Below are 26259 nucleotides of genomic sequence, written 5' to 3'. Positions count from 1 at the left end.
ATGCCAACAAGCTGCCGGGAAGCCCCCAGGGGAATGGCCTGGAGGTAGCGTGCGGCATGAGGGGGCATCAGAGAGCTTTCTCTCCCGCCCCAGGGGCCCCTCTCGTCCCACCGGCATCAGCCGACCCGTCGGCGGGGAGCCGGGGGCTCTTCCCTGCACGAAACGACGCCCAGAGCATCATCCGGAGACAGAAGCGCCCCAGATCGCTACACAGCCTGGCATTCTCCAGCGTCCGGCGGCCGTCAGGGGCCGGGCGGCGCGACAGATCGCTACACGGGCGCCGACGGCTCGGCGACTGACCGCCGCATGGATGGCAGGGGGTAGGCGGGCAGGGCGGAAGAAGTCGTCCTGCCGCCAGACGCCGGTATATGAGGAGCATGGAGCGGGCAGGGGCGCTACGCACCCCACGACGGCCCTCTGCCGCCGAGAAAGCTCAGCGCGCACCGAGTCGGACCGCTTCGCGGCCCAAGACGGCGGCCGGCCGCCGAACAGGGCAGGGGCGTGTGCCGTGGCCGGGGGCGCTTCGCGGCCCAAGGCGGGCGGCCGGCCGCCGAGGGACAGAGGTCCGCAGGGATTTGGGGCGCTCTGCTGCCCCGGACCGCAGAAGGCGGCCGGCGGCCGGGCGCCGGGCGCCGGCAAGGCAGGGGGGGCGGTGTTGAGAGCCGGGGCGCTTCGCGGCCCGGGGCGGGGAGCAGCCGCGAAAACGGCCCGCCAGCCGCCGAAGGACCGAGGCGCGCAGCGACTTGGGGCGCTCCGCCGCCCCGGACGACGGGGCGGCCGCCGTCAGAAGCCGAGCCGGCCACCGTCTGAGGCGCTGCGCCGCCCCAGACGGCGGCCGGTCGCCGAACAGGCAGGGATCTGTGGCGACCTGGGCGCTTCTCGGCCCCAGACGGCCGATGGCCGCTGAGCCAAGGGCGCCCACGTAGCGATCGGTCGCGCTCCTGTCGCCGGATGATGCTCTGGTCATCGTTTCCCGACGTCACAGCCCTGAGGAGCTTCCGCCGACGGGTCGGCTGATGCCGGTGGGGCTGGATGCGGCGGCCAGGGCGGGAGAGGAAGCTCTCTGATGGCCCTGAATGGTCCAAGTACCTCCAGGCCGTTCCCCTGGGGGCGTCCCGGCAGAAAAAATGCCTCCGGGGCGGGTCGGTCGGTCAAGGGTGGCCCGCAAGGGCCATCGCGCAGCGACGCGACCGAAAGGGAGCGCCCTTGAGGGACCGGCCCGCCCCGGACACCATCAACTGCCCGGGACACCCCCAGTCGCACCTCCGACCCCGACCGGTCGGCTCCGCCGACCCGTGCCCCCCTGCCGCCGACGATCCCGACCGGTCGGGTCCCGCCGACCTGCGTCTCGCCGTGGCGCTTGCGGCGCCGACCGGTCGGCTCCGCCGACCCGTGCCCCCTGCCGCCGACGATCCCGACCGGTCGGCTCCGCCGACCCGTGCCCCCTGCCGCCGACGATCCCGACCGGTCGGCTCCCGCCGACCTGCGTCTCGCCGTGGCGCTTGCGGCGCCGATCGGTCGGCTCCGCCGACCCGTGCCCCCCTGCCGCCGACGACCCCGACCGGTCGGCTCCCGCCGACCTGCGTCCCGCCGTCGCGCTTCCGACCCCGACCGGTCGGCTCCCGCCACCCCCGACCCCGACCGGTTCGGCTCCCGCCACCCCCGACCCCGCCGCGCCCCGCCGCCCGCTACGGAGTCGGCGTGAGGTACATGCCCGTCTGGTCCGAGCCTGCCGTGTTCTTGCACGTGTCCTTTGAGTCCGCCGGGCGGGATGCGGCCAGGGAGAGGCAGCGGCCGAGGGCGAGTTGGCCGAAGTAGTTGGGGTGCATGGACTCCTGGACCAGGCCCTGTGTCTCGCTGCTGTCGATCCAGCGTGCCCACTCGCTCGTCTTCGCCGACGCCGGTGCGGTGGAGGTGACGTGCTTGCTGGCCTTCGCGCACACCTCGCGGCCCTGGAGCATGTCGCGGAGGTCCAGGAACTGGACGTTCTTCTGCGTCGCCACCGCCTTCAGGCGGTTCGCGATCTGCGGGACCAGCGAGTCCCGCGCCCAGTCGGAGTCGCGGTTCCAGAAGGGGCAGCCGCCGGTGTTCAGCCGGCTCCAGTCGCTCTGCGTGTAGCGGTTCTCCGCCCCGCGCGGGATCGGCGACGGGTAGGACTGGAGGACGATGCGGTACGAGGTGTCGGTGTAGCCGGCGCCGCGCATGACGGCGCGGATCTCGTCGACCGCCTTGCCGACGTTCGCCATGACCCCGTCGATCTTCTGGTCGACGCCGTACTGCTGGTCGTCGTGGCAGTAGGAGTTCCAGATGACGAAGTCGTACGCGCACTCCTGGATGATGTCGGCGAAGCCGAGGTCGTTGCCGCCGACGGACAGGGCGATGACCTTGACGTCGTGGCTCGCCGCGACGGCCGCCAGCTGGTCGGCCTGCGGCGCCTCGCCCTTGTAGGGGACGCCGCCGCTCGCCGCGCGGAAGACGTTGGCGGTGGTCGCCCCCGAGCAGGCCAGGTTGATGGCGACGTCGGCGACGGGGCCGGCGCTGCGGCCCTCCGCGGAGTCGGAGCGGTGGCAGCCGCCCGCGGTGGCGCCGTACACCTTCGCGGGGTCGTATACGGAACCGGACACCCAAGCGCGGTCGGTGCCGTTGCGGCTGCCGGTGTTGGTGAGGCTGTTGCCCTTCCAGCGCCCGGCCTCGCCGGAGATGTAGCTGTCGCCCATGGTCACGACGGCGGTGGGGCCGCCCTGCGGGGCGGCGGCCGCGGTGCCGGCGGTGCCGCCGGCCAGGGCGCCTGCGGCGAGCGGCAGGGCCATCCCGGCGACGGCCAGCCGTCGCATCCGGCGGCGGGGCTCGGTGGTGCCGGCGTTGCGGAATCCGATCACGGCGGAACTCCTGCGGTAGGCCATGCCGGGGAGCCGGAGCGAACTCCGGGGCATGGCTGGGGACGTGGGGGAAACCGCCGGCCGGTGGCAGTCGGAAAGGTGACACGGGCCGTGTTGTTACCGCTAGGTAGCCGCAGATTACGATGCCGTAACGACCGACCGGTCGTTCGGTTGTGAGGATTCCGTTTCCATGGCGCGCGTGCTCGGGCGCACTTCGCCGTCGGCCCCGCCGAGTCGTGGGACGCGGTGCGCGGGGAGCGCCCGCCGCCGCTGCGCGTGGTTCCGGCGCGTGTGCGGGCACGGAAAACGCCCCGCCCCCGGGCTCCTTGCGGGCCGGGGGCGGGGCGTCACGGGTGCGGTCGGGCAGCGGGTGCGGGCGGCGCCCGCCCGGGTCAGCCGACCAGGCGGTCGTACGCCGGAAGCGTGAGGAAGTCGGCGTAGTCCGCGTCCAGGGAGACCTGGAGGAACAGGTCGTACGCCTCCTGCCAGCGGCCGGCGGCGAACGCCTCCTCGCCGATCTCCTCGCGGATGGCGGCCAGTTCGCCGTCCGCGACGCGGCGGGCCAGCTCGGCGGTGGCGCGCTCGCCGTTCTCGAAGACGACGCCCGCGTTGATCCACTGCCAGACCTGCGAGCGGGAGATCTCCGCGGTCGCCGCGTCCTCCATCAGGCCGAAGATGCCGACCGCGCCGAGGCCGCGGAGCCAGGCCTCGATGTAGCGGATGCCGACCTGGACGGCGTTGCGCAGGCCCTCGTAGGTGGGCTTGGCGTCCAGCGAGTCGATCGCGATGAGCTCGCCGGGGGCCACCGACACGTCCTCGCGGAGGCGGTCCTTCTGGTTCGGCTTGTCGCCGAGGACCGCGTCGAACGACGCCATGGCGATCGGAACCAGGTCGGGGTGGGCGACCCAGGAGCCGTCGAAGCCGTCGTGCGCCTCGCGGTCCTTGTCGGCCTTGACCTTCTCGAACGCGATCCGGTTCGCGTCGGCGTCCTTGCGGGAGGGGATGAACGCCGCCATGCCGCCGATGGCGTGCGCGCCGCGCTTGTGGCAGGTGCGCACCAGGAGTTCGGTGTACGCACGCATGAACGGGGCGGTCATCGTGACCGCGTTGCGGTCGGGCAGGACGAACTTCTCCCCGCCGTCGCGGAAGTTCTTCACGATGGAGAACAGGTAGTCCCAGCGGCCCGCGTTCAGGCCGGCCGCGTGGTCGCGCAGCTCGTAGAGGATCTCCTCCATCTCGTACGCGGCCGTGATGGTCTCGATGAGGACCGTGGCGCGGACGGTGCCCTGCGGGATGCCGACGTAGTCCTGGGCGAAGACGAAGATGTCGTTCCAGAGGCGCGCCTCCAGGTGGGACTCCGTCTTCGGCAGGTAGAAGTAGGGTCCCTTGCCGAGGTCGATCAGGCGCTGCGCGTTGTGGAAGAAGTACAGGCCGAAGTCCACCAGTGCGCCGGGGACGGCCCGTCCGTCGACGGTGAGGTGGCGCTCCTCCAGGTGCCAGCCGCGGGGCCGCATGACGACGGTCGCGAGCTGCTCGGCCGGCTTCAGCGCGTACGACTTGCCCGTGCGCGGGTCGGTGAAGTCGATGCGGCGCTCGTAGGCGTCGATGAGGTTGAGCTGGCCGAGGACCACGTTCTCCCAGGTCGGCGCCGAGGCGTCCTCGAAGTCGGCGAGCCAGACCCTGGCGCCGGAGTTCAGCGCGTTGACGGTCATCTTGCGGTCGGTGGGGCCGGTGATCTCCACACGGCGGTCGTTCAGGGCGGCCGGGGCCGGTGCGACCTGCCACTCGCCCTCGCGGACCTGTGCGGTGTCCGGGAGGAAGTCGAGGTGGGAGGTGCGGGCGATCTCGGCGCGACGCGCTGCGCGGCGGGCGAGGAGCTCGTCGCGGCGGGGGGTGAACCGCCGGTGGAGCTCGGCCACGAAGGTGAGGGCTGCCTCGGTCAGGACCTCGTCCTGGCGGGGCAGCGGCTCGGCGTCGACAAGGGCCGGCGACGACGGCGCTGGTGCGGACATGTCTGTCACTCCTTCAGCGGCGGTGCCTTGCGGCCGCGGGGGGAATGCTCGCGTGGGGCGGCACGCAGTGCCGCCGGGGGTGGAGAGTTCCTGAATACGGTCGCCGGCGCCGTCTGGGGGTTCAGGGCGCTTCTGACCAGTGGATAGTAATTTCCTTATGGTGGAAGTTCAATGGTTTGTTGATGTCGAGATTCTCCGAGTCGACAGACCGTCCCGGCCAGTGGCCCTCAGTGCCATGCCGGTCACGCACCGCTCGGACCCGCGCGCCGGGCGCGCGCACCGGCGCGCGCACCGCCCCGGTCCTGCCCGGCGCCGCCGCCCCTCACGCGAGGCGCGCCAGGTCGGCTGGCGTGTCGATGTCGTACGCCTCCGCGACGTCCCCGCACTCCACCAGCACCAGCTCGGCGGCGTGCCGCGCCAGGTGCACCCGCGCCCCCCGGTCGCCCTCCGCCGTCGCCGCCACGTCGGCCCACCGGTCCGCGCCGAACAGCACCGGGTGCCCCCGCTCACCGCCGTACGCGGCCGCCACGAGGCTGGCCGGCGACCGGTACGCCCGCCGCACCCGGGCCACCGCCTCCGCCCCGATGCCCGGCTGGTCGACCAGCGACACCAGGGCCGCGCCGGCCCCCGCACCGGCGAGCGAGGCCAGGCCCGCCCGCAGCGAGGAACCCATGCCCTCGGCCCAGTCCGGGTTCTCGACGACGACGCAGCCGGAGAGGTCGGCCCGCTCGCGGACCTCGGCCGCCGACGCGCCGAGCACCACGTGCACCGGGCCGCAGCCCGCCTCGCGCAGCACCCGCACGGCGTTCTCGACGAGCGGCCGCCCCCGGAAGGGCAGCAGCGCCTTGGGGCGGCCGCCGAGCCGCCGCCCGCCGCCGGCGGCGAGCAGCAGCCCCGCGACCGGGGCGGCGGAGGAGTCGGCCCCGGCGGCGGGGTGGACGGCGGGGCCGGTGGCCGGTGCGGGTGCGGCCCCGCGGGCGGACCGGTCGGGCGGGACGGCGGCCGCCGGCGGGCGGCTCGTGCTGGCTGGCATGGCAGCGATTGTCACCCCGCCGCCGGCGTCCGCGCCCTCCCCGTCCGGCATACGGCGCGCCCCGCGCGCTGTCCGCCCCGCCGCCCACCGCCCGCCCCCGCCGCGGCCCTCCTTGCCAACCGCCGCCCCGTCCGGCGACTCTGGACCTTGATCGGCCCGACGGCGGGGCCGCCGGGGGAGGCAGGGGACGGCATGGCGGACGGGCGAGTGGTCCGGACGGCGGACAGGACGATCGGCAGCCGCCGCCTCGCGGCCCTCCTGCCCGCGGACGTCCGCGCCCGCCCCCGCTACCGTGCGCTGGCCGAGGCGGTGCGCAGCCTGGTCCTCGACGGCCGGATCCCCCTCCACGTCCGGCTGCCCGCGGAACGGGAGCTCGCCGAGGCCCTCGGTGCCAGCCGGGCCACCGTCACCGCCGCCTACGACCTGCTGCGCGGCAGCGGCTACGCCCGCAGCCGGCGCGGCTCCGGCACCTGGACCGAGCTGCCCGAGGGCCACGGGCCGGTCGGCGGGGGCCACCTCGCCGCGGCCGCCGCCGGCCGCGACGGCGCGGGAGGGCCGCCCGTCGACCTGGCCGTCGCCGCCATGGGTGCCCCCGCGGGCCTCCTCGCCGACGCCCTCGCGCGCGCCGCGCAGCGGCTCCCCGAGTTCGCGGCCCACCCCGGCTACCACCCCTTCGGCCTGCCCGAGCTGAGGGCCGCGGTCGCCGCCCGCTTCACCCGCCGCGGCCTCCCGACCCGCCCGGGGCAGATCCTCGTCACCTCCGGGGCCCAGCAGGCCCTCAGCCTGGTCACCGCCCTGCTCTGCCGGCCCGGCGACCGGGTCCTCGCCGAGAACCCGACCTACCCGAACGCCCTCGACGCCCTGCGGCAGGCCGGACTGCGCACCGGCCCGGTGCCCGTCTCCGACGACGGCTGGGACCTGGAGGCCGCCGAGTCGGCCCTGCGCGGGACCGCGCCGCGGCTGGCCTACTCGATCCCGGACTTCCACAACCCGACCGGTGCCCTGATGCCGCCCGAGCAGCGGCTGCGGCTGATCGCGGCGACCCGCGCCGCCGGGGCCTGGCTCGTCGTCGACGAGACCGTCGCCGACATCGCCCTCGACGTGCCCGCCCCCGCCCCGACGGCCTCGCTCGCCGTGCGCGGCGCCGCGGACCACGTCGTCACGATCGGCTCGCTCAGCAAGACGCACTGGGGCGGCATACGCGTCGGCTGGGTGCGGGCCGCGGAGAAGGTCGTCAACGAGCTGGCCACGGTGCGGGTCGCCGCGGACATGACCGGCTCCGTCCTCGACCAGCTGGTCGCCCTGGCCTTCCTGGACGGCGTCGGCGACGCCCTGACGGAGCGCCTCGCGCAGCTGCGCTCACGCCGCGCCGCCCTCGTACGCTGCCTGGAGCGGCACGCCCCGCAGTGGTCCTGGCGGATGCCGCCGGGCGGGCTCTCGCTCTGGATCGACCTCGGCGAACCGGTCGCGTCCGCACTCGCCGAGCGGGCCGCCGGGGCGGGGGTGTACGTCAGCCGCGGCGCCCGCTTCGGCGTCGACCCGGGGACCTTCGCACACCGGGTCCGGATTCCGTACACGCTGCCCGAGGACCGGCTGGAGGAGGGGGTCCGCCGCCTCGCGGCGGCGTTCCACGACGGCGTCCCGCTCACCCCGTCGGTCGAGCGTCCCCACTGGGTGGCCTGACCGGCGGCCCGGCGGGTGTCAAGCCCCGGGCTCCCGCGGCATGACGCCGCCCCCGCGGACGGGGTCCCCTGGAGGCACGCCCCTCGCCGCCCGGCGGGGACGCCCCGCCACCGGACCGCCCGAGGAGCCCCCGTGTACCGTCCGCGCCTCCGCACCGCCCTGTCGGCCGCCGCGACCGTCCTGGCCGCCGCCGTCGCCTCGCTGTCGACCGCCCTCTTCGTCGACGTCCCCGCCCTCGCCGCCGCGGCCCCGGTCGGCTAGGGCGTGCGGATCAGGCGGCGGGCTGCCGCCGTTGCCACCGCGGCCGTGCGGGAGTCGACGCCGAGCTTGGCGTACACGTGCACCAGGTGGGACTTGACCGTGGCCTGGCTCAGGAACAGCCGCTTCGAGATCTGCTGGTTCGACAGGCCGTCGGCGACCAGCTGGAGCACCTCCAGCTCGCGCTTCGTCAGCGCCTCCGCGGGCGTCCGCATGCGGTCCATCAGCCGCAGCGCGACCGCCGGGGCGAGGGCCGACTGGCCTGCCGCGGCCGTGCGCACCGCCGCCGCGAGCTCCTCCGGCGGGGCGTCCTTCAGCAGGTAGCCGGAGGCGCCCGCCTCGACCGCCGCGAGGATGTCCGCGTCCGTGTCGTACGTGGTCAGCACCAGCACCCGCGGCGCGCCCGCCCGGGCCGTGATCGCGGCCGTCGCCGCCGAGCCGTGCATGCCCGTCCCGAACTGGAGGTCCATCAGGACGACGTCCACCGGTTCCGACGCCGCCAGCTCCACGGCCCGCTCGGCCGTCGCCGCCTCCGCGACCACCGTGAAGTCCGGTTCGGTGTCCAGTACGGCGCGCAGCCCGGCCCGCACCACCGGGTGGTCGTCGGCCAGCAGCAGCCGGATCGTCATCGGGGGACCTCCCTGTCCGTGTGGCCGGTACGCACTCCGCCGGCCGGCGGCTCCGCCTCCGCGGGCAGCGGCAGCGTGACCGCGACGGCGGTGCCCTGCCCGGGCGCCGACTCCACGGTGAACAGCCCGCCGAGCGACTCGGCGCGCGCCCGCATTGCGGGCAGGCCGAAGCCGCCGTCGCCGCGCGGGGCGCCGGCCGGGTCGAAGCCGGCCCCGTCGTCGACGACGTCCAGCGTCACGGAGGCGTCCATGAAGGTCAGCGTGATCTCGGCGCGGCCGGCCCCGGCGTGCCGGACGACGTTCGCCAGCGCCGACTGCGCGATCCGCAGCAGTGCGACCTCGTACGGGGTGGGCAGCGCCCGCGGGGTACCGCTGAGCGAGAAGCGGGCCTGCGGGGCCGCAGCGCACAGCCGCTCCAGCGCGGCGGCCAGAGAGCCGCGCTCCAGGTCCGGCGGGGTCAGGGCCCGTACGAACCGGCGGGCCTCGGCGAGGTTCTCCTGGGCGGCGGCCCGGGCCCGGCCGATGTGCTCCAGCGCGGGCGCCAGCGCCGGGCTGCCGCCGGGCAGCGCCCGCTCCGCGGCGCGCAGCAGCAGCTGGATGGACGAAAGGCCCTGGGCGAGGGTGTCGTGGATCTCGCGGGCGAGCCGCTCCCGCTCGGCGGTGGTGCCGGCGGCCCGCTCGGCCGCCGCGAGCTCGGCCCGGGTCGCGATGAGCTCCTCGATCAGCCGGCGGCGGCGTTCGCTCTCCCGGTAGAGGGCCTGGTAGCCCAGGACGGTCGCGGCCGCCACGGCGGCGCCCAGCAGCGGACCGAGGAAGGCGCCGGGCCGGAGCGTGCCGCTGTGCGCGGCGAAGGAGCCGATGGCCGCACAGGCCGTCAGCGCGACCGCCGCGACGGCCCAGCGCAGCCGCAGCAGGTGCAGTTCGAGGAAGTACAGCGGGAACGCGATCCACAGCGCGTCGGGCGAGAGCACCAGCAGCACGGCCCACACCGCGCCCAGTGCGCCGAGCCAGACGGCGCCGGCGCGCGCCGAGGCGTGGACCGCGGGGGCCCGGACCCCGGCGCCGTAGACGGCGGCGAGGAGGGCACAGGCGGCGGCGGTCCACGCGGCGTGCGGCGCGGCTTCGGCGTAGGCGCGTCCGGCGGCGAGGACGAGCAGCCCGGCCAGCAGCCCGTGCAGGCACAGCCTCAGCAGCCGGGCGACGGGTGTCAGCGGGCGCCCGGCGAGTGGCGCCGGGGGAGCGGGGGCCGGGGGCGGTGCGGGGCGGGGAGCAGGCATGGCCCGTCCAGCGTATGCGCGGCCGGGCCCGGACCCTTCAACCGAAAGTTTGATGTCGGGGTGCGACCTTCGATACGGGGATCGCTCCCCGGGCACGATGCCCCGCCCCACCGGGGGCGGCGAGGGTGGGGGCATGTTCGTCGCTTGGAGAGATCTGCGGTTCGCCAAGGGCCGCTTCGCGCTCATGGGGTCGGTCGTCGTGCTGGTCACGCTGCTGGTCGGCCTGCTGTCGGGGCTGACGGCCGGCCTGGCCCGGGAGAACGTCTCGGCGGTCACCGGGCTTCCCGCCTCGCACGTGGCCTTCGCCGCCCCGCCGGGGCAGCAGGAGGTGTCGTTCACCCGGTCGCGGGTCACCGAGGAGGCTTGGCGGGTGTGGCGGGACGCGCCCGGGGTGCGGTCCGCCGACCCGCTCGGCATCCGCACCGCCGACGCCGCGGCGGGGGAGCGCACCGCGGCGGTGTCCGTGTTCGGCGTGGAGCCGGGCGGCCCGCTCGCCCCTGCCGCCGGGGGCGGCCCCGGCCCGGGGCGGGTGGTCCTCACCGAGCGGGCAGCGGAGGAGCTGGGCGGGCTCACCGCCGGCTCCCGGCTGGCGATCGGCCCGCTGGAGCTGACCGTCGCCGCCGTCGCCGGCACCGCCGCGTACAGCCACACGCCCGTCGTGTGGGCGGACCTGGACGACTGGCAGCGCCTCGGCTCCCCGGGCAGCGGCTCCGACGCCGCTTCCGGTGCGACGGCCGCCACCGTCATCGCCGTCGACGCCACCGACGGCGCCGACCTCGCCGCCGCCGACCGGGCCGCCGGCACCGAGACGCAGACGGTCGCGGACGCCCTCGGCGCCATCGGCTCCTACCGGTCCGAGAACGGCTCGCTCCAGCTCATGCGCGGCTTCCTCTTCGCCATCTCCGCCCTCGTCACCGGTGCCTTCTTCACGGTGTGGACCATCCAGCGCAGCGGCGACGTCGCCGTCCTGAAGGCGCTCGGCGCCTCCACCCCCTACCTGCTGCGCGACGCCCTCGGGCAGGCCGTGGTGATGCTCGCGCTCGGCACCGGCCTCGGCACCGCCCTGGCCGCCGGCCTCGGCGCGCTGATCAGCGGGGGCGACGTCCCGTTCGTCCTCGACGCCGGCACCGTGCTGGTCCCGGCCGCCGTCATGATCGTGCTCGGTGCGCTCGGCGCCGCGCTGTCCATCCGGCGGATCACCGCCGTCGACCCCCTGACCGCCCTCGGGAGCGCCCGATGACCCTGCTGGTGCACGACGCCACGCTCACCTACCCGGACGGCGAGGGCCGGCTCACCGCCCTGGACGCCGTCGCCCTGGAGGTCCCCGCGGGCACCCTCACCGCCGTCGTCGGGCCCTCCGGCTCCGGGAAGTCCAGCCTGCTGGCGGTCGCCGCCACCCTGGTGACCCCGGACTGCGGGCGGGTCGTGGTCGCCGGGCGGGACACCGCGCGGCTCACCCCGGCCGAGAAGTCGGCGCTGCGCCGCGAGGAGATCGGCATCGTCTTCCAGCAGCCCAACCTGCTGCCGTCGCTGACCGCCGCCGAGCAGCTGCTGGCCATGGCGCACCTCTCCGGGCGCCCGCCGCGGGCGCTGCGCCGCCGGGCCCTGGAGCTGCTGGACGCGGTCGGCCTCGCCGACAAGGCCGACAAGCGCCCCCACGAGCTCTCCGGCGGGCAGCGCCAGCGCGTGAACATCGCCCGCGCGCTGATGAACGAGCCGTCGGTGCTCCTGGTCGACGAGCCCACCAGCGCCCTCGACCACGAGCGCGGCGCGGCCGTCCTCGACCTGCTCGCCGCCCTCACCCGGGAGCGGTCCACGGCCACGGTGCTGGTCACGCACGACCGCACCCACCTGGAGCGCGCGGACCGCACGGCCGTGATGGCGGACGGCAGGCTCACGGAGCCCCTGCCGGCCGCGTGACGAACTCCGGCGCAGGCCCGTGCGGGGAAATCCCCCTGCACGGGCCTCGGCGCGCGCTAGGCGGGGCTCTGGCTCTGCAGGGCCACCGACAGCTCGGCGGCCACGTTCTGCAGGATCGGCACGATGGACGGGGTCAGGTCCTCGGTCACCCGGCCCGCCGGACCCGAGATGGAGATCGCGGCGGCGGTCGGCGAGTTCGGCACCGACACGGCCAGGCAGCGGACCCCTATCTCCTGCTCGTTGTCGTCGACCGCGTAGCCCAGCTTGCGCACCTGCTCCAGGGCGTCCAGGAAGCCGTCGGGCGTGGTGATCGTCTTCTCGGTGGCCGCGGGCATCCCCGTCCGGGCGAGCAGCGCGCGGACCTCGTCCGCCGGGGTGTGGGCCAGCAGGGCCTTGCCGACGCCCGTGGAGTGCGGCAGCACGCGGCGGCCCACCTCGGTGAACATGCGCATGGAGTGCTTGGACGGCACCTGCGCCACGTACACGATCTCGTCGCCGTCGAGCAGCGCCATGTTGGCGGTCTCGCCGGTCTCCTCGACCAGCCGGGCCAGGTACGGGCGGGCCCAGGTGCCCAGCAGGCGAGACGCGGACTCGCCGAGGCGGATCAGGCGGGGCCCGAGGGAGTACCGTCGGTTGGGCTGCTGGCGTACGTAGCCGCAGGCGACGAGGGTGCGCATCAGGCGGTGGATCGTCGGCAGCGGCAGACCGCTGGCGGTGGAGAGCTCGCTCAGGCCGACCTCGCCCCCGGCATCGGCCATGCGCTCGAGCAGGTCGAAGGCGCGCTCGAGGGACTGGACGCCACCGCCGCCGGCGGTGGGCTTGGCGGAAGCGTCGGTGGTGCTGGCGCTGGACGTCGGCACGGCGCGGTCCTTTCGGTGCTGGCAGGCAAGGAAGCAGCCTACCGGTCGGTCGGCGCCGGCCCCAGGGGCGGGTGGGCGCCGTCCTCGCCGGTCAGAGCGGGTTTGTCCGGGTGGCGGAGGTGCTCGGGAAGTTACCCGTCCGCTCCCGGCGGCGATAGCTACATTCTGGATAGCGAAATCCTAATTCCATCTTGTGGAAACATCCAATTGCGGTACCGGTGTGTCGGTGCAGTGCCACGGCGCTCTTGACTGGGCCCCGGATCGGCGTGAAGACTCCGTCAACAGAACGTTGAATTTCACTCTGTGGAAGTAGATGGGGAGGTTCCGGCGTGTCCGACGACGTGGAACTGGTACTGCGCTCGACCCGCGTCATCACGCCCGAAGGGATGCGCGCCGCCTCGGTGGCCGTCGCCGCCGGGAAGATCGCCGCCGTGCTGCCCCACGAGGCGCCCGTGCCCGCCGGCGCCCGCCTGGAGGACTTCGGTGACGACGTCCTCCTCCCCGGCCTGGTGGACACCCACGTCCACGTCAACGACCCCGGCCGCACCGAGTGGGAGGGCTTCTGGACCGCCACCCGCGCCGCCGCGGCCGGAGGCATCACGACGATCCTCGACATGCCGCTGAACTCGCTCCCCCCGACCACCACCACCGCGAACCTCGCGGTCAAGCAGGACGTGGCCCGCGCCAAGGCGCACGTCGACGTCGGCTTCTGGGGCGGCGCCCTGCCCGACAACACCAAGGACCTCCGCCCCCTGCACGACGCCGGCGTCTTCGGCTTCAAGTGCTTCCTGTCGCCCTCCGGCGTCGACGAGTTCCCGCAGCTCGACCAGGAGCAGCTCGCCGTGGCCCTCGCCGAGATCAGCGGCTTCGGCGGCCTGATGATCGTGCACGCCGAGGACCCGCACCACCTGGACTCCGCGCCCGTCGTCCCCGGCCCCAGGTACGCCGACTTCCTCGCCTCCCGGCCGCGCGCCGCCGAGGACACCGCGATCGAGAACCTGATCGCACAGGCCCGCCGCCTCGACGCCCGCGTCCACGTCCTGCACCTCTCCTCCGCCGACGCGCTGCCCGCGATCGCCGCCGCCCGCGCCGAGGGCGTGCGCATCACCGTCGAGTCCTGCCCGCACTACCTCACCCTGACGGCCGAGGAGGTCCCGGACGGCGCCAGCGAGTTCAAGTGCTGCCCGCCCATCCGCGAGGCCGCCAACCAGGACCTGCTGTGGGACGCGCTCGCCGACGGCACCATCGACTGCATCGTCTCGGACCACTCGCCGTCCACCGCCGACCTCAAGACGGCCGACTTCTCCACCGCCTGGGGCGGCATCTCCTCCCTCCAGCTCGGCCTCCCGGCCGTCTGGACCGAGGCCCGCCGCCGCGGCCGCACCCTGGAGGACGTCGCCCGCTGGATGTCCACCGCCCCCGCCCGCCTCGCGGGCCTCGGCCAAAAGGGCGCCATCGAGGCCGGCCGGGACGCCGACTTCGCCGTCCTGGCCCCCGACGAGACCTTCACCGTGGACCCGGCCGAGCTCCACCACCGCAACCAGGTCACGGCGTACGCGGGCAGGACCCTGTACGGCGTCGTGCGGTCCACCTGGCTGCGCGGTGTGCGGATCGCCGACCACGGCACCCCCACCGAGCCCACCGGCCGACTCCTCGAAAGGCAGAACTGACAGTGGCGATCCCTTCCTTCACCGGCAACGCGAACCCGTACGGGGGAGGCGACCCGTACGCCGACTACCGCACGGCCGAGTTCCCGTTCACCCAGTACGCGAACCTCGCCGACCGGCAGCTCGGCGCCGGTGTGATCGCCGCGAACGACGAGTTCTTCGCCCAGCGGGAGAACCTCCTCGTCCCCGAGCCCGCCGAGTTCGACCCCGAGCACTTCGGGCACAAGGGCAAGGTCATGGACGGCTGGGAGACCCGCCGCCGCCGCGGCACCTCCGCCGAGCACCCCTGGCCCACCGCCGACGACCACGACTGGGCGCTCGTACGCCTGGGCGCGCCCGGCGTGATCCGCGGCATCGTCGTCGACACCGCGCACTTCCGCGGCAACATGCCGCAGGCCGTCTCCGTCGAGGGCACCAACTGGACGGGCGCGCAGGCCCCGACCCCGGAGGAGCTCCTCGCCGACGGCGTCAAGTGGACCACCCTCGTGCCCCGCACCCCGGTCGGGGGGCACGCCGCCAACGGCTTCGAGGTCGACGCCGAGCAGCGCTTCACCCACCTGCGCGTCAACCAGCACCCGGACGGCGGCATCGCCCGCCTGCGCGTCTACGGCGAGGTGCTGCCCGACCCGGCGTGGCTGGCGGCCCTCGGCTCCTTCGACGTCGTCGCCCTGGAGAACGGCGGCGCCGTCCAGGACGCCTCCAACCGCTTCTACTCCCCGCCGACCAACACCATCAACCCGGGCCGCTCCCGCAAGATGGACGACGGCTGGGAGACCGCCCGCCGCCGCGACCGGGGCAACGACTGGATCCGCTACCGGCTCGCCGCCGAGTCCGAGATCCGTGCCGTCGAGATCGACACCGCCTACCTCAAGGGCAACTCGGCCGGCTGGGCCTCGCTGTCGGTGTGCACCGGCGAGGACGGCGAGTGGACGGAGTTCCTGCCGCGGACCCGCCTGCAGCCCGACACGAACCACCGCTTCGTGCTGGACGCCCCGGCGGTCGGCACCCACGTCCGGATCGACATCTTCCCCGACGGCGGCTTCTCCCGCCTGCGCCTGTACGGCTCCCTGACGGAGGCGGGCACGGCCGCGCTCACCGCCCGCCACCAGGAACTGGGCGGCTGACGGCCCGTACGGCCCGTACGTCCCGGCCGCCGCGGGGGCCGGCACCCCCGCGGCGGCCGCGCCGCTCACGGCTGCACGGCGTCGCCGCCGTCAGACGGTGTACCCGCCGTCCACCGAGAACTCCGCTCCCGTCACGTAGCCGGCCTCCGGGCCCGCCAGGAACGACACCACGGCCGCCACCTCGTGCGGCGCGCCGAACCGGCCGAGGGCCGTCACCGCGCTCTGCGGGGCGGCGTACGGCCCGTCGGCCGGGTTCATGTCCGTGTCCACGGGGCCGGGGTGGACCAGGTTCGCGGTGATGCCCCGCCCGCCGAGCTCGCGGGCCAGGCCCTTCGTCAGGCCGGTCAGCGCCGCCTTGCTCATCGCGTACAGGGTGCCGCCCGGGGCGGCCACCCGCTGCGCCATGCAGCTGCCGACGGTGATGATGCGGCCCCCGGCCCGCATGCGGCCGGCCGCCGCCTGCGCCGTGACGAACGCGCCGCGCACGTTCACGGCGAGCACGCGGTCCACGTCGGCCGCGGCCAGGTCCTCCAGCGGGCCCAGCACGCCGATCCCGGCGTTGTTGACCAGGACGTCGATACGGCCCAGTCCGTCCACGACCGCCGCCACCGCCCCGGCCGCCTGCTCCGCGTCCCCCGCGTCGGCCCGTACCGCCAGGGCGCGCCGGCCCATGGCCTCGATCTTGGCCGCGAGGTCGGCGGCCGCGTCCGCCGACGCCCCGCTCACGTAGGTGAGGGCCACGTCCGCGCCGTCCTCCGCCAGGCGCAGCGCGGTCGCCGCCCCGATGCCCCGGCTGCCGCCCGTCACGAGGGCCACTGCGTTCGCGTTCACGGTGTTCCTTCCTCCCGCTGACTCGTTGACGCTTCAATGGAACGCCGCGGGGTGGGCGGGCGTCTGGCGGGAATCCGACCTGGCGTCCGTGCGTGCCGCGACGGCCGCGCCCGGGGCGGGCGGGGACCCTGGTGCGGTGCAGGCGACACCGACCCGAAGGAGCGCCCGGCCATGGCCAAGCTGACCCTGACCACCTTCCTCACCCTCGACGGCGTGATGCAGGCCCCGGGCGGGCCCGCCGAAGACCCCAGCGGCGGCTTCGAGTACGGCGGCTGGCTGGTGCCCTTCGCCGACGACGGCATGGCGCAGTTCATGACCGAGGTGTTCGACCGGGTCGGGGCGTTCCTCCTCGGCCGGCGGACCTACGACATCTTCGCCGGGTACTGGCCGCAGGTCACCGACCCGGCGGACCCCATCGCCGGCCGGCTGAACGGCCTGCCCAAGTACGTGGCCTCGACGACCCTGGCCGACCCGCAGTGGGCGGGGACCACCGTCATCGACGGCGAGCACCTGCAGAGCGAGATCGTCCGCGTCAAGGACGCCCTCCCGGCCGACCGCGAACTCCAGGTGCACGGCAGCGGCATGCTCGCCCAGTGGCTGCTGGCCCGCGACCTCGTCGACGAGATGAACCTGCTCGTCTTCCCCGTCTACCTGGGGGCCGGCCGCCGGCTGTTCCCCCGCGGCGGCCTGCCGACCGCCTGCGAGCTCACCGACTCCCGCACCACCGCCGCGGGCACCGCCATCCACACCTACCGCCGCACCGGACGCGCCTCCTTCGGCACCTTCTGACCCGCCACCGCCGCGGCGCCGCAGCGCCCGCACAGTGGCCGGAAACGGGCGGGCCCGCGGATCAACCCCCGCCGTACGCTGGGCCGCATGCCCCAACCGGACATCAGCGGAAACGCCCCGGACTTCCAGGCCGACCCCTACTCCTTCTACGCGGCGCTGCGGGCGCGGGGCCCGGTCCACCGCATCGCCGCCTCCTCCGACGCGTACGAACCGGCCTGGATCGTCGTCGGGCACGAGGAGGCCCGGCAGGCCCTCACCCACCCCGGCCTCGCCAAGGACTGGCGCGAGCGCCTGCCGGACGTCCCGCACACCGCCGCCAACCTCAACATGCTGGAGTCCGACCCGCCGCAGCACACCCGGCTGCGCCGCCTTGTCGCCCGCGAGTTCACCGCCCGCCGCGTCGAGGCGCTCCGCCCCCGCGTCCGTGAGATCACCGACGGGCTGCTCGACGCGATGGCGGCCCGCCCGCAGCGCAGCGCCGACCTCGTGCAGGCGCTCGCCTACCCGCTGCCGATGACCGTCATCTGCGAGCTGCTCGGCGTGCCCGGCCTCGACCGGGAGCGGTTCGGCCACTGGTCCAAGGCCGTCGTCTCCCCGCCCTCCGGCGCCCCCGACACCGCCGCCCACCGGCAGCTCGGCCTCTACCTCGGCGAGCTCGTCGAGGCCAAGGCCAAGGAGCCGGGCGAGGACCTGCTCTCCGCGCTCATCCGGACCCGCGACGAGGACGGCGACTCCCTCTCCCCGGACGAGCTGATCGGCATGGCCTTCCTGCTGCTGGTCGCCGGCCACGAGACCACCGTCAACCTCATCTGCAACGGCGTCCGGGCCCTGCTCGCCCACCCCGCCCAGCTCGCCGCGCTCCGCGCCGACCCGGACGGGCTCCTCGACGGCGCCGTCGAGGAGATGCTCCGCCACGAGGGCCCCGTACAGAACGCCACCTACCGGCACGCCCGCGAGGACGTGGAGATCGGCGCCACCCTCATCCCCGCCGGCTCCACCGTCGTCGTCTCGCTCGCCGCCGCCGACCGCGACCCGGCCCGCTACGCCGACCCCGACACCTTCGACATCCGGCGCGCACCGCAGGGCCACCTGGCCTTCGGCCACGGACTGCACTTCTGTCTCGGCGCCCCGCTCGCCCGGCTGGAGGGCCGCACCGCCCTCCGCGGCCTGCTGGAGCGCTTCCCGGACCTGGCCGAGGACACCGGTGCCGGGCCGCCCGACTGGGTCCGGGGCAGCCTCATGCGGGGAGTGACCCGGCTCCCGGTGCGCTGGTAGCCGCGGACCGTGCCCCGCCACCCGCGGCAGCCCCCGCCCCCACAGCCCGAGCCGGCGGCCGTTCAGCCCGCGCCCGGCCGCGGCTCACAGGCCGGGCAGCTCCGCCAGGTCCACCGGGCGCCGCTCCCGCCGCGACAGCTCGCACGCCTCGGCGACACGGAGCGCGGCCAGCGCCTCCCGCCCGTCGCAGGGGTTGGGCCCCTCGCCGCGCACGAGCCGGACGAACGCGGCCAGCTCCGCCTCGTACGCGGGGGCGAACCGCTCCAGGAAGCCCGTCCACGGCTTCGCCGCCGGCGGCGGGCCGTGCGGCTCCGTCGACGCGATCGGAGTGCGGTCGTCCAGCCCGGACGAGACCTGGTCGAGCTCCCCGGCCAGTTCCATCCGGACGTCGTACCCGGCCCCGTTGCAGCGGGTCCCCGTACAGGTCACGAGCGTGGAGTCGTCCAGGACGAGCAGCGCTGCGGCCGTGTCCACGTCACCCGTCTCGCGGAACACCGGCGGGCCCGCGTCCGAGCCCGCCGCGTACACGTGCGCCACCTCGCGGCCGGTCACCCAGCGCACCATGTCGAAGTCGTGCACGAGGCAGTCCCGGAACAGCCCGCCCGACGTCGCCAGGTACGGCGCGGCCGGCGGCTGCGGATCGGCCGTCATCGTCCGTACGGTGTGCAGCCGGCCCAGCGCGCCCGAGCGGACCAGCTCCCGCGCGGTGCGGTACCCGGCATCGAAGCGGCGCATGAACCCCAGCTGGAGCACCCCGCCCGCGGCCTCCACCTCCCGCAGCACCGACAGCGTCCGGGCCAGGTCCGAGGCCAGCGGCTTCTCGCAGAACACCGGCAGCCCGCCCCGCACGGCCCGCACCACCAGCTCCGCGTGTGCGTCGGTGGCGCAGGAGACGACCACCGCGTCCACGCCCCAGGTGAACACCTGGTCCACGGAGGGGGCGGCCGTCGCACCCAGCCGCTCGGCGAGCCGCGCGGCCCGCCCGGGATCGGCGTCGGCCAGCAGCAGCGAGCCGGCGTCCGGGTGGCGGGCCAGAGCCGCGGCGTGGAAGGACCCGATGCGGCCCGTTCCGATCAGCCCGATGCGCATGCACTCAACCTGGACCGCGGCGGCGGTGCTGTCAATCCGCCTGCGGGCACCCGGGCCTGCCCGGATCGCCGAGACGCCCCCGATGGCCGCACATGGTGCACTGTGGCGGATACTGGGCGGCTGGAACCGGAATGACCGCTTTGACATCAGCGGACCGCGGAAGACGAAGACACCGCACGAGGGAAGGGCACGGCAACGTGGCAAGGGTCGGGACAGGGGTACGCGTCGTCGGCGCCGTGCTCGCGGCGGTACTGGGGGCCTCCCTCGCGGGCTGCAGCAGCACGGGCGGCAAGCGCGCCGAGGATCGCGCCAAGGCCGCGGCGGCGGGCCGGCCCGCCGTTTCCACCCCGCGCTGGACCTTCGCGATGGTCACGCACGCGGGAGACGGCGACACCTTCTGGGACATCGTCCAGAAGGGCGCCAAGGAGGCCGCGGCGAAGGACAACATCAACTTCGTCTACTCGCACGACGACCAGGCGCAGCAGCAGGCCCAGTTCGTGCAGAACGCCATCGACCAGAAGGCCGACGGCATCATCGTCAGCCTCGCCAAGCCGGAGGCCCTGAGGGACGTCGTCGCCAAGGCCGTCAAGGCCGGCATCCCGGTCGTCACCGTCAACTCCGGATCCGCCCAGTCGGCCGAGTACGGCGCGCTCACCCACATCGGCCAGGACGAGCAGGTCGCCGGCGAGGCCGTCGGGGCGGAGCTGACCCGCCGCGGCCGCACGAAGGCGGTCTGCGTCCTGCACGAGCAGGGCAACGTCGGGCACGAGCAGCGCTGCGCCGGGGCGAAGAAGACCTTCGGCGGCACCATGGAGAACCTGTACGTCGAGGGCACCAACATGCCGTCCGTCCAGGCGGCCGTCCAGGCCAAGCTGCAGGCCGACCCGTCGGTCGACGCGGTCCTCACCCTCGGCGCGCCGTTCGCGGCGACCGCCGTGAAGGCGAAGGACGCGGCGGGCAGCAAGGCCGAGGTCGACACCTTCGACCTCAACGCCGCCGTCGCCCGAGACCTCAAGTCCGGCGTCCTCGGCTTCGCCGTCGACCAGCAGCCCTACCTCCAGGGCTACCAGGCCGTCGACCTGCTGTGGCTCTACCGCTACAACGCCGACGTGCTCGGCGGCGGCCGCCCGGTCCTGACCGGCCCGCAGATCGTCACCGCCGCCGAGGCCGCCGCGCTGGAGGAGTACATCAAGCGGGGCACCCGGTGACCGCCTCCGCCCCGGCGCCCGCGCCCGCCGCGCCCGCCGCCGACGAGCGGCTCGCGCCCGTCCCGCTGCTGCGCCGCCTGCTCGGCCGCCCCGAGCTGGGCGCCGTGGTCGGCGCCGCCGCCGTCTTCCTCTTCTTCTCCTTCGCCGCCGACAGCTTCCTGCGGGCGTCCAGCCTGAGCACCGTCCTGTACTCGGCCTCCACTCTCGGCATCATGGCCGTCCCGGTGGCCCTGCTGATGATCGGCGGCGAGTTCGACCTCTCCGCCGGCGTCATGGTCACCACCTCGGCACTGGTCAGCTCGATGTTCAGCTATCAGATGACCGCCAACGTGTGGGTGGGCGTCCTCGTCTCGCTGCTGGTCACCCTCGCGCTCGGCTTCTTCAACGGCTACATGCTGACCCGCACGAAGCTGCCGAGCTTCATCATCACCCTCGGCACGTTCCTGATGCTGACCGGCCTGAACCTCGGCTTCACCAAGCTGATCACCGGCACCGTCTCCACCAAGAGCATCGCCGACATGGAGGGCTTCCCCTCCGCCCGGGCCCTCTTCGCCTCCCAGTGGACCCTCGGCCCCGTCACCCTCAAGGTCACCGTCCTGTGGTGGGCCGCGCTCGTCGCCCTCGCGACCTGGATCCTGCTGCGCACCCGCGCCGGGAACTGGATCTTCGCGGTGGGCGGCGGAGCCGACGCCGCCCGCGCCGTCGGCGTCCCCGTCGTCCGGACCCGCATCGGCCTCTACATGGGCGTCGCCCTCTGCGCCTGGATCTCCGGGCAGCACATCCTCTTCTCGTACGACGTGGTCCAGTCCGGCGAGGGCGTCGGCAACGAGTTCCTGTACATCATCGCGGCCGTCATCGGCGGCTGCCTGATGACCGGCGGCTACGGCTCCGCCATCGGCGCGGCCGTGGGCGCGTTCATCTTCGGCATGACCAGCAACGGCATCGTGTACGCCCAGTGGAACCCCGACTGGTTCAAGTTCTTCCTGGGCGCGATGCTCCTGCTGGCCACGCTGCTCAACGCATGGGTCCGCAAGCGGGCGGAGGCGAAGTGACACCCCTCGTGAAGCTGACCGGCGTCAGCAAGTCCTACGGCAGCATCCGCGCCCTGCGGGACGTCTCCCTGGAGGTCTCCGCCGGCGAGATCACCTGCGTCCTCGGCGACAACGGCGCCGGCAAGTCCACCCTGATCAAGATCATCTCAGGTCTGCACCGGCACGACTCCGGCACCTTCGAGATCGACGGCGAGGAGACCGAGCTCGCCAACCCGCGCGCCGCCCTCGACCGCGGCATCGCCACGGTCTACCAGGACCTGGCCGTCGTCCCCCTCATGCCCGTCTGGCGGAACTTCTTCCTCGGCTCCGAGCCCACCCGGGGCCGCGGCCCGCTGCGCCGCCTCGACGTCGACCTCATGCGCCGCACGACCCGGTCCGAACTGCTGCGCATGGGCATCGACCTGCGCGACGTCGACCAGCCGATCGGCACCCTGTCCGGCGGCGAGCGGCAGTGCGTCGCCATCGCCCGCGCCGTCCACTTCGGCGCCAAGGTCCTCGTCCTGGACGAGCCGACCGCCGCGCTCGGCGTGAAGCAGTCCGGCGTCGTCCTCAAGTACGTCGCCGCCGCCCGGGACGCCGGACTCGGCGTGGTCCTCATCACCCACAACCCGCACCACGCCCACCTCGTCGGCGACCGCTTCGTCCTGCTCAAGCGCGGTGCGATGGCCGGCAGCCACACCCGCGACTCGATCACCCTCGACGAGCTCACCCGGCAGATGGCCGGCGGCTCCGAGCTGGACGAGCTGAGCCACGAACTGGCCCGGGTGGCACAATCGGGACCGCAGCCCCCCGAGCCCGCCGGCCCCGCGGGCACCACCGCACCCCCGAGGGACGACACGACTCGATGAGCACGTACCGGGACTTCACGCTCACCCACCGCGGGTCGGCGCGGGGCACCGTCCTGCGGACCATCGGGTCCCGGGAGCGCCGGTCGCACCTGACCGCCCCCCGCGTCCCCACGGTCGGCATCGACATCGGCGGCACCAAGGTCATGGCGGGCGTCGTCGACGCCGACGGCGTGATCCTGGAGAAGATCCGCACCGAGACCCCCGACAAGTCCAAGAGCCCCAAGGTCGTCGAGGACACCATCGTCGAGCTCGTCCTCGACCTGTCCGACCGCCACGACGTCCACGCCGTCGGCATCGGCGCGGCCGGCTGGGTCGACGCCGACCGCTCCCGCGTCCTCTTCGCCCCCCACCTGGCCTGGCGCGACGAGCCGCTGCGCGACGCCCTCCAGTCGCGCCTCGCCGTCCCCGTCATGGTCGACAACGACGCCAACACCGCGGCCTGGGCCGAGTGGCGCTTCGGGGCCGGCCGCGGCGAGGACCACCTCGTCATGATCACGCTCGGCACCGGCATCGGCGGCGCGATCCTGGAGGGCGGCCAGGTCAAGCGCGGCCGGTACGGGGTCGCCGGCGAGTTCGGCCACATGCAGGTCGTCCCCGGCGGCCACCGCTGCCCCTGCGGCAACCGCGGCTGCTGGGAGCAGTACAGCTCCGGCAACGCCCTGGTCCGCGAGGCCCGCGAGCTCGCCGCCGCCGACTCCCCGGTCGCGTACGGCATCATCGCCCGCGTCGGCGGCAGCGTCCAGGAGATCACCGGCCCGCTGATCACCGAGCTCGCCCGCGAGGGCGACGCCATGTGCATCGAGCTCCTCCAGGACATCGGCCAGTGGCTCGGCGTCGGCATCGCCAACCTCGCCGCCGCCCTCGACCCCTCCTGCTTCGTCATCGGCGGCGGCGTCAGCGCCGCCGACGACCTGCTGATCGGCCCCGCCCGGGACGCCTTCCGCAGGCACCTGACCGGGCGCGGCTACCGGCCCGAGGCCCGCATCGCCAAGGCCCAGCTCGGCCCCGAGGCGGGCATGGTCGGAGCCGCCGACCTCGCCCGGCTCGTCGCCCGCCGCTTCCGCCGCGCCACCCGCAGGCGCGTCGAGCGGTACGAGCGCTACGCGCAGCTGGGCCGCCGCCAGACCCCCGGCCCCGACGACCAGGACGCCACGCAGTGACACCGCCCACCCTGCCCCGCCAAGCGCCCGCCCCCGACGAGGGCGGCGCACCGCCCCCCGCGGAGGACCGGGGGCACGTCGTCCGGCGCCGCTGGATCACCGCGCTCATCATCCTGCTGCTGATCGGCGTCCCCGCCGGCTACCTCGCCGTCTCCGCTCAGCAGAGCCGCGAGAGCGGCCGCGACAAGGCCGCCAAGGTCGGCGCCACCAAGGTCCGGCCCGGCTGGCCCTCGCGGGTGCAGCGCAGCATCTACGACGTGCCCATCCCGCAGAAGGCCTGGAAGGTCGGCTTCCTGGAGACCAACAACTGGCACACCAGCCGGCTGTACGTGCAGTTCGCCGTCACCCCGGCCGACCTGGACGGCTTCCTCGCCGACCTCGGCACCAGCCGCGCCGAGCTGACCCGCGGGGTGGCGATCGACGCGCACGACACCGCCGTCTCGGGCTGGAACTGGAAACCGCAGAGGACCTGGTACGGGACCACCCTGGAGCAGCCCGACCCCCGTCCGACCCGCGACGTGACCGTCGACCTCACCGACCCGTCCAAGCCGAGCGTCTACGTCGTCTCGACCGCCGTCCCGTAGCCGCCCCCCCCGGCAGCCGGGCTGCCCTAGCCTGGGATCATGAAGCTCACCAAGCGGCTGCACTCCTGCGTCCAGCTCGAAAAGGACGGGCGCGTCCTCGTCATCGACCCGGGTGCCTTCAGCGAGCCCGACGCGGGCCTGGGCGCGGACGCCCTGCTCGTCACGCACGAGCACCCCGACCACTTCGACGAGGGCCGGCTGCGGGCCGCCCTCGACGCGAACCCGGCCGCCGCCCTGTGGACGCTGCGCAGCGTCGCCGAGCGGCTCGCCCCCGCCTACCCCGGCCGCGTCCACACCGTCGGGCACGGCGACGCCTTCACCGCGGCCGGGTTCGAGGTCCAGGTGCACGGCGAACTGCACGCCGTGATCCACCCCGACATCCCGCGGATCACGAACGTCGGCTACCTCGTGCAGGGTTCGCTGTTCCACCCCGGTGACGCCCTCACCGTGCCAGGGGTGCCCGTCGAGACGCTGATGGTGCCGGTCCACGCGCCGTGGAACAAGGTGTCCGAGGTGATCGACTACCTGCGCGAGGTGCGGCCGCGCCGGGCCATCGACATCCACGACGTCTACCTCGCCGACATCGCCCGGCCGATCTACGACACGGCCCTCGGGAACCTCGGCGGCACCGACCACGGCCGGCTCGCCGCGGGCGACGCCACCGAGGTGTGACGGCCGGGTGGCTGTCGGCGCCGGGCGGTAGGTTGGGACGCATGCGTATCGCCACGTTCAACGTCAACTCGATCACCGCCCGGCTGCCCCGCCTGCTGGCCTGGCTGGAGAGCTCCGGCACCGATGTCCTGTGCGTGCAGGAGACCAAGTGCTCCGACGCGCAGTTCCCGCACGACGCGCTGCGCGAGCTCGGCTACGAGTCGGCCGTCAACGCCACCGGCAGGTGGAACGGCGTCGCCCTGCTCTCCAAGGTCGGCCTGGAGGACGTGGTCAAGGGCCTGCCCGGCGGCCCCGACTACGAGGGCGTCCAGGAGCCCCGCGCCATCTCCGCGACCTGCGGCGGGGTCCGCCTGTGGTCGGTGTACGTGCCCAACGGCCGCGAGGTCGAGCACGACCACTACGGCTACAAGCTGGAGTGGTTCCGCGCCCTGTCCGAGGCCGTCGCCGAGGACGCCGCCGGCCCGCGCCCCTTCGCCGTGCTCGGCGACTACAACGTGGCCCCCACCGACGAGGACGTCTACGACCCCGCCGTCTTCGCCGGCCTGACCCACGTCACCCCCGCCGAGCGGGCCGCCCTGGAGGCGCTGCGCGCCGCCGGCCTGTCCGACGTGGTGCCGCGCCCGCTGAAGTACGACCGCCCCTACACGTACTGGGACTACCGCCAGCTCGCCTTCCCGAAGAACCGCGGCATGCGCATCGACCTCGTCTACGGCAACGCGCCGTTCGCCAAGGCCGTCACCGACGCGTACGTCGACCGCGAGGAGCGCAAGGGCAAGGGCGCCTCCGACCACGCGCCCGTCGTCGTGGACCTCGACCTGGACGCCTGACGGCCGGTCCGCGGCCGCCGGAATCCAGGCGCGCCCTGTGGCCGGCGGGGCCCCTTGGTGCCACGCTGTTCGGTATGGACATGCCCTTTCTGGCCCACTGGCGCAACCGGAGCGACACGCAGCGGGGCGCGGGTCTCGCCGCCGCGGTCGCCGAGGACCCGGAGGGCGTCGGCGAGCTGTTCGCGGAGTGCGAGGTGCTGCGCGTCCACGCGCGGGCGGCCGGGCTGGAACTCGACGTGAGCCCGGCCTCCTTGGAGGCGCTGGACCAGCTGATGCCGCGCTGGCGCCGGGAGCCCGAGGTGGTCCCCTGGCTCGGCAACGACGCGGGCTTCTACCTCGGGACGGTGATCATCCGGACCTGCCCGGGGGCCCGCTGGCAGGTCTGGCCGAACGGCCAACCCGTGGTCCGGCTCGCCTCGGGCCGCGAGCTGAACGTCGTCGAGTCGGGGCTGTCCTGGGCGATGACGGGCTCGCCGGAGCTGTCCCAGGCGTACGCGGAGGCCTCGGAGGGCTCCGAAGGCCGGTAGTGCCGCCGCCGGCCGGCCGCCGGGGTTTCCCGGCGGCCTTCGTGCACCCGGCGGT

The 26259-nt window shown here is 74.6% G+C and carries 24 protein-coding genes; 16 read left to right on the top strand and 8 right to left on the bottom strand.

Features of this window, described 5'->3' with window-relative positions; translation table 11 throughout:
- Positions 1 to 1688: 1688 nt before the first annotated feature.
- The 3 genes from IE170_RS21395 to IE170_RS21385 all read right to left on the bottom strand — a co-directional run bounded on the left by IE170_RS21395 (position 1689) and on the right by IE170_RS21385 (position 5924).
- Positions 1689 to 2879 carry a GDSL-type esterase/lipase family protein gene (locus tag IE170_RS21395; RefSeq protein ID WP_268255661.1) on the bottom strand — a complete coding sequence of 397 codons (1191 nt, stop codon included), beginning with the start codon at positions 2877 to 2879 and terminating at the stop codon, positions 1689 to 1691.
- Between the two features lie 392 nt (positions 2880 to 3271).
- Positions 3272 to 4891 (bottom strand): malate synthase A, encoded by a 1620-nt coding sequence (gene aceB, locus IE170_RS21390; protein WP_189811041.1) that lies wholly within the window; start codon positions 4889 to 4891, stop codon positions 3272 to 3274.
- A 322-nt stretch (positions 4892 to 5213) separates the two neighbouring features.
- Entirely contained in the window at positions 5214 to 5924 is a 711-nt protein-coding gene (locus IE170_RS21385; protein WP_189811040.1) for a nucleotidyltransferase family protein, read from the bottom strand.
- Between the two features lie 192 nt (positions 5925 to 6116).
- Between IE170_RS21385 and yczR the strand changes: the two genes are divergently transcribed.
- Positions 6117 to 7607 (top strand): MocR-like transcription factor YczR, encoded by a 1491-nt coding sequence (yczR, locus tag IE170_RS21380; RefSeq protein WP_189811039.1) that lies wholly within the window; start codon positions 6117 to 6119, stop codon positions 7605 to 7607.
- 132 nt (positions 7608 to 7739) lie between these two features.
- Positions 7740 to 7868 (top strand): hypothetical protein, encoded by a 129-nt coding sequence (locus tag IE170_RS33220; protein WP_263407040.1) that lies wholly within the window; start codon positions 7740 to 7742, stop codon positions 7866 to 7868.
- Here IE170_RS33220 and IE170_RS21375 read toward each other — a convergent pair.
- The gene (locus IE170_RS21375) at positions 7865 to 8494 is read right to left on the bottom strand and encodes a response regulator (protein WP_189811038.1); all 630 of its coding nucleotides are present in this window, start codon (positions 8492 to 8494) and stop codon (positions 7865 to 7867) included. The genes IE170_RS33220 and IE170_RS21375 overlap by 4 nt on opposite strands.
- Positions 8491 to 9771 (bottom strand): sensor histidine kinase, encoded by a 1281-nt coding sequence (locus tag IE170_RS21370; protein ID WP_189811037.1) that lies wholly within the window; start codon positions 9769 to 9771, stop codon positions 8491 to 8493. Before IE170_RS21370 ends, IE170_RS21375 begins: the two co-directional genes overlap by 4 nt.
- Positions 9772 to 9904: 133 nt before the next feature.
- Between IE170_RS21370 and IE170_RS21365 the strand changes: the two genes are divergently transcribed.
- Complete coding sequence (locus IE170_RS21365) at positions 9905 to 11011, top strand: ABC transporter permease (RefSeq protein WP_189811036.1); 1107 nt, start codon at positions 9905 to 9907, stop codon at positions 11009 to 11011.
- The gene (locus IE170_RS21360; RefSeq protein WP_189811035.1) at positions 11008 to 11691 is read left to right on the top strand and encodes an ABC transporter ATP-binding protein; all 684 of its coding nucleotides are present in this window, start codon (positions 11008 to 11010) and stop codon (positions 11689 to 11691) included. The genes IE170_RS21365 and IE170_RS21360 overlap by 4 nt, the downstream gene beginning before the upstream one ends.
- Positions 11692 to 11747: 56 nt before the next feature.
- Here the strand turns inward: IE170_RS21360 and IE170_RS21355 are convergent, their stop codons facing one another.
- Positions 11748 to 12551, bottom strand: a complete 804-nt coding sequence (locus IE170_RS21355) for an IclR family transcriptional regulator (protein WP_189811034.1) — start codon at positions 12549 to 12551, stop codon at positions 11748 to 11750.
- Between the two features lie 386 nt (positions 12552 to 12937).
- Between IE170_RS21355 and allB the strand changes: the two genes are divergently transcribed.
- The gene (gene allB / locus IE170_RS21350; protein WP_229885026.1) at positions 12938 to 14221 is read left to right on the top strand and encodes an allantoinase AllB; all 1284 of its coding nucleotides are present in this window, start codon (positions 12938 to 12940) and stop codon (positions 14219 to 14221) included.
- A gap of 2 nt (positions 14222 to 14223) precedes the next feature.
- Positions 14224 to 15342 carry an allantoicase gene (gene alc / locus IE170_RS21345; RefSeq protein WP_189811032.1) on the top strand — a complete coding sequence of 373 codons (1119 nt, stop codon included), beginning with the start codon at positions 14224 to 14226 and terminating at the stop codon, positions 15340 to 15342.
- Between the two features lie 90 nt (positions 15343 to 15432).
- On the opposite strand, the gene IE170_RS21340 is transcribed toward alc, so the two are convergent.
- Positions 15433 to 16173 (bottom strand): SDR family oxidoreductase, encoded by a 741-nt coding sequence (locus tag IE170_RS21340; RefSeq protein WP_229885019.1) that lies wholly within the window; start codon positions 16171 to 16173, stop codon positions 15433 to 15435.
- A 171-nt stretch (positions 16174 to 16344) separates the two neighbouring features.
- Here IE170_RS21340 and IE170_RS21335 point away from each other — a divergent pair, with 171 nt between their 5' ends.
- Together IE170_RS21335 and IE170_RS21330 are read left to right on the top strand one after the other, a co-directional pair.
- Positions 16345 to 16962, top strand: a complete 618-nt coding sequence (locus IE170_RS21335) for a dihydrofolate reductase family protein (RefSeq protein ID WP_189811031.1) — start codon at positions 16345 to 16347, stop codon at positions 16960 to 16962.
- An 87-nt stretch (positions 16963 to 17049) separates the two neighbouring features.
- A complete protein-coding gene (locus IE170_RS21330) occupies positions 17050 to 18237 on the top strand; it encodes a cytochrome P450 family protein (protein WP_189811030.1) in 1188 nt (395 codons plus the stop codon).
- Between the two features lie 84 nt (positions 18238 to 18321).
- Here the strand turns inward: IE170_RS21330 and IE170_RS21325 are convergent, their stop codons facing one another.
- Positions 18322 to 19326: a Gfo/Idh/MocA family protein gene (locus IE170_RS21325; RefSeq protein ID WP_189811029.1), complete on the bottom strand. Its 1005-nt coding sequence runs from the start codon at positions 19324 to 19326 to the stop codon at positions 18322 to 18324.
- 197 nt (positions 19327 to 19523) lie between these two features.
- On the opposite strand from IE170_RS21325, the gene IE170_RS21320 reads away from it, so the two are divergent.
- From IE170_RS21320 to IE170_RS21285, 8 genes are all read left to right on the top strand, one after another.
- Positions 19524 to 20534 (top strand): sugar ABC transporter substrate-binding protein, encoded by a 1011-nt coding sequence (locus IE170_RS21320; protein ID WP_189811028.1) that lies wholly within the window; start codon positions 19524 to 19526, stop codon positions 20532 to 20534.
- Positions 20531 to 21586 carry an ABC transporter permease gene (locus IE170_RS21315; protein ID WP_189811027.1) on the top strand — a complete coding sequence of 352 codons (1056 nt, stop codon included), beginning with the start codon at positions 20531 to 20533 and terminating at the stop codon, positions 21584 to 21586. Before IE170_RS21320 ends, IE170_RS21315 begins: the two co-directional genes overlap by 4 nt.
- Positions 21556 to 22434: an ATP-binding cassette domain-containing protein gene (locus IE170_RS21310; RefSeq protein ID WP_223857114.1), complete on the top strand. Its 879-nt coding sequence runs from the start codon at positions 21556 to 21558 to the stop codon at positions 22432 to 22434. Before IE170_RS21315 ends, IE170_RS21310 begins: the two co-directional genes overlap by 31 nt.
- Positions 22431 to 23594, top strand: a complete 1164-nt coding sequence (locus IE170_RS21305) for an ROK family glucokinase (RefSeq protein WP_189811026.1) — start codon at positions 22431 to 22433, stop codon at positions 23592 to 23594. Before IE170_RS21310 ends, IE170_RS21305 begins: the two co-directional genes overlap by 4 nt.
- Positions 23591 to 24178: a hypothetical protein gene (locus IE170_RS21300; RefSeq protein WP_189811025.1), complete on the top strand. Its 588-nt coding sequence runs from the start codon at positions 23591 to 23593 to the stop codon at positions 24176 to 24178. The genes IE170_RS21305 and IE170_RS21300 overlap by 4 nt, the downstream gene beginning before the upstream one ends.
- A 39-nt stretch (positions 24179 to 24217) precedes the next feature.
- Positions 24218 to 24850: an MBL fold metallo-hydrolase gene (locus IE170_RS21295; RefSeq protein WP_189811024.1), complete on the top strand. Its 633-nt coding sequence runs from the start codon at positions 24218 to 24220 to the stop codon at positions 24848 to 24850.
- 41 nt (positions 24851 to 24891) lie between these two features.
- Complete coding sequence (locus IE170_RS21290) at positions 24892 to 25677, top strand: exodeoxyribonuclease III (RefSeq protein WP_189811023.1); 786 nt, start codon at positions 24892 to 24894, stop codon at positions 25675 to 25677.
- Between the two features lie 74 nt (positions 25678 to 25751).
- On the top strand, positions 25752 to 26204 hold the full coding sequence (locus IE170_RS21285; protein ID WP_189811022.1) for a DUF6278 family protein: 453 nt from the start codon (positions 25752 to 25754) through the stop codon (positions 26202 to 26204).
- The last annotated feature ends 55 nt before the right edge of the window (positions 26205 to 26259 follow it).

Source organism: Streptomyces toxytricini (assembly GCF_014649915.1).
Classification (GTDB): Bacteria; Actinomycetota; Actinomycetes; order Streptomycetales; family Streptomycetaceae; genus Streptomyces; species Streptomyces toxytricini.
The sequence above is the reverse complement of the archived record's forward strand: the minus strand, read 5'-3'. Positions and strand labels throughout refer to the sequence as shown.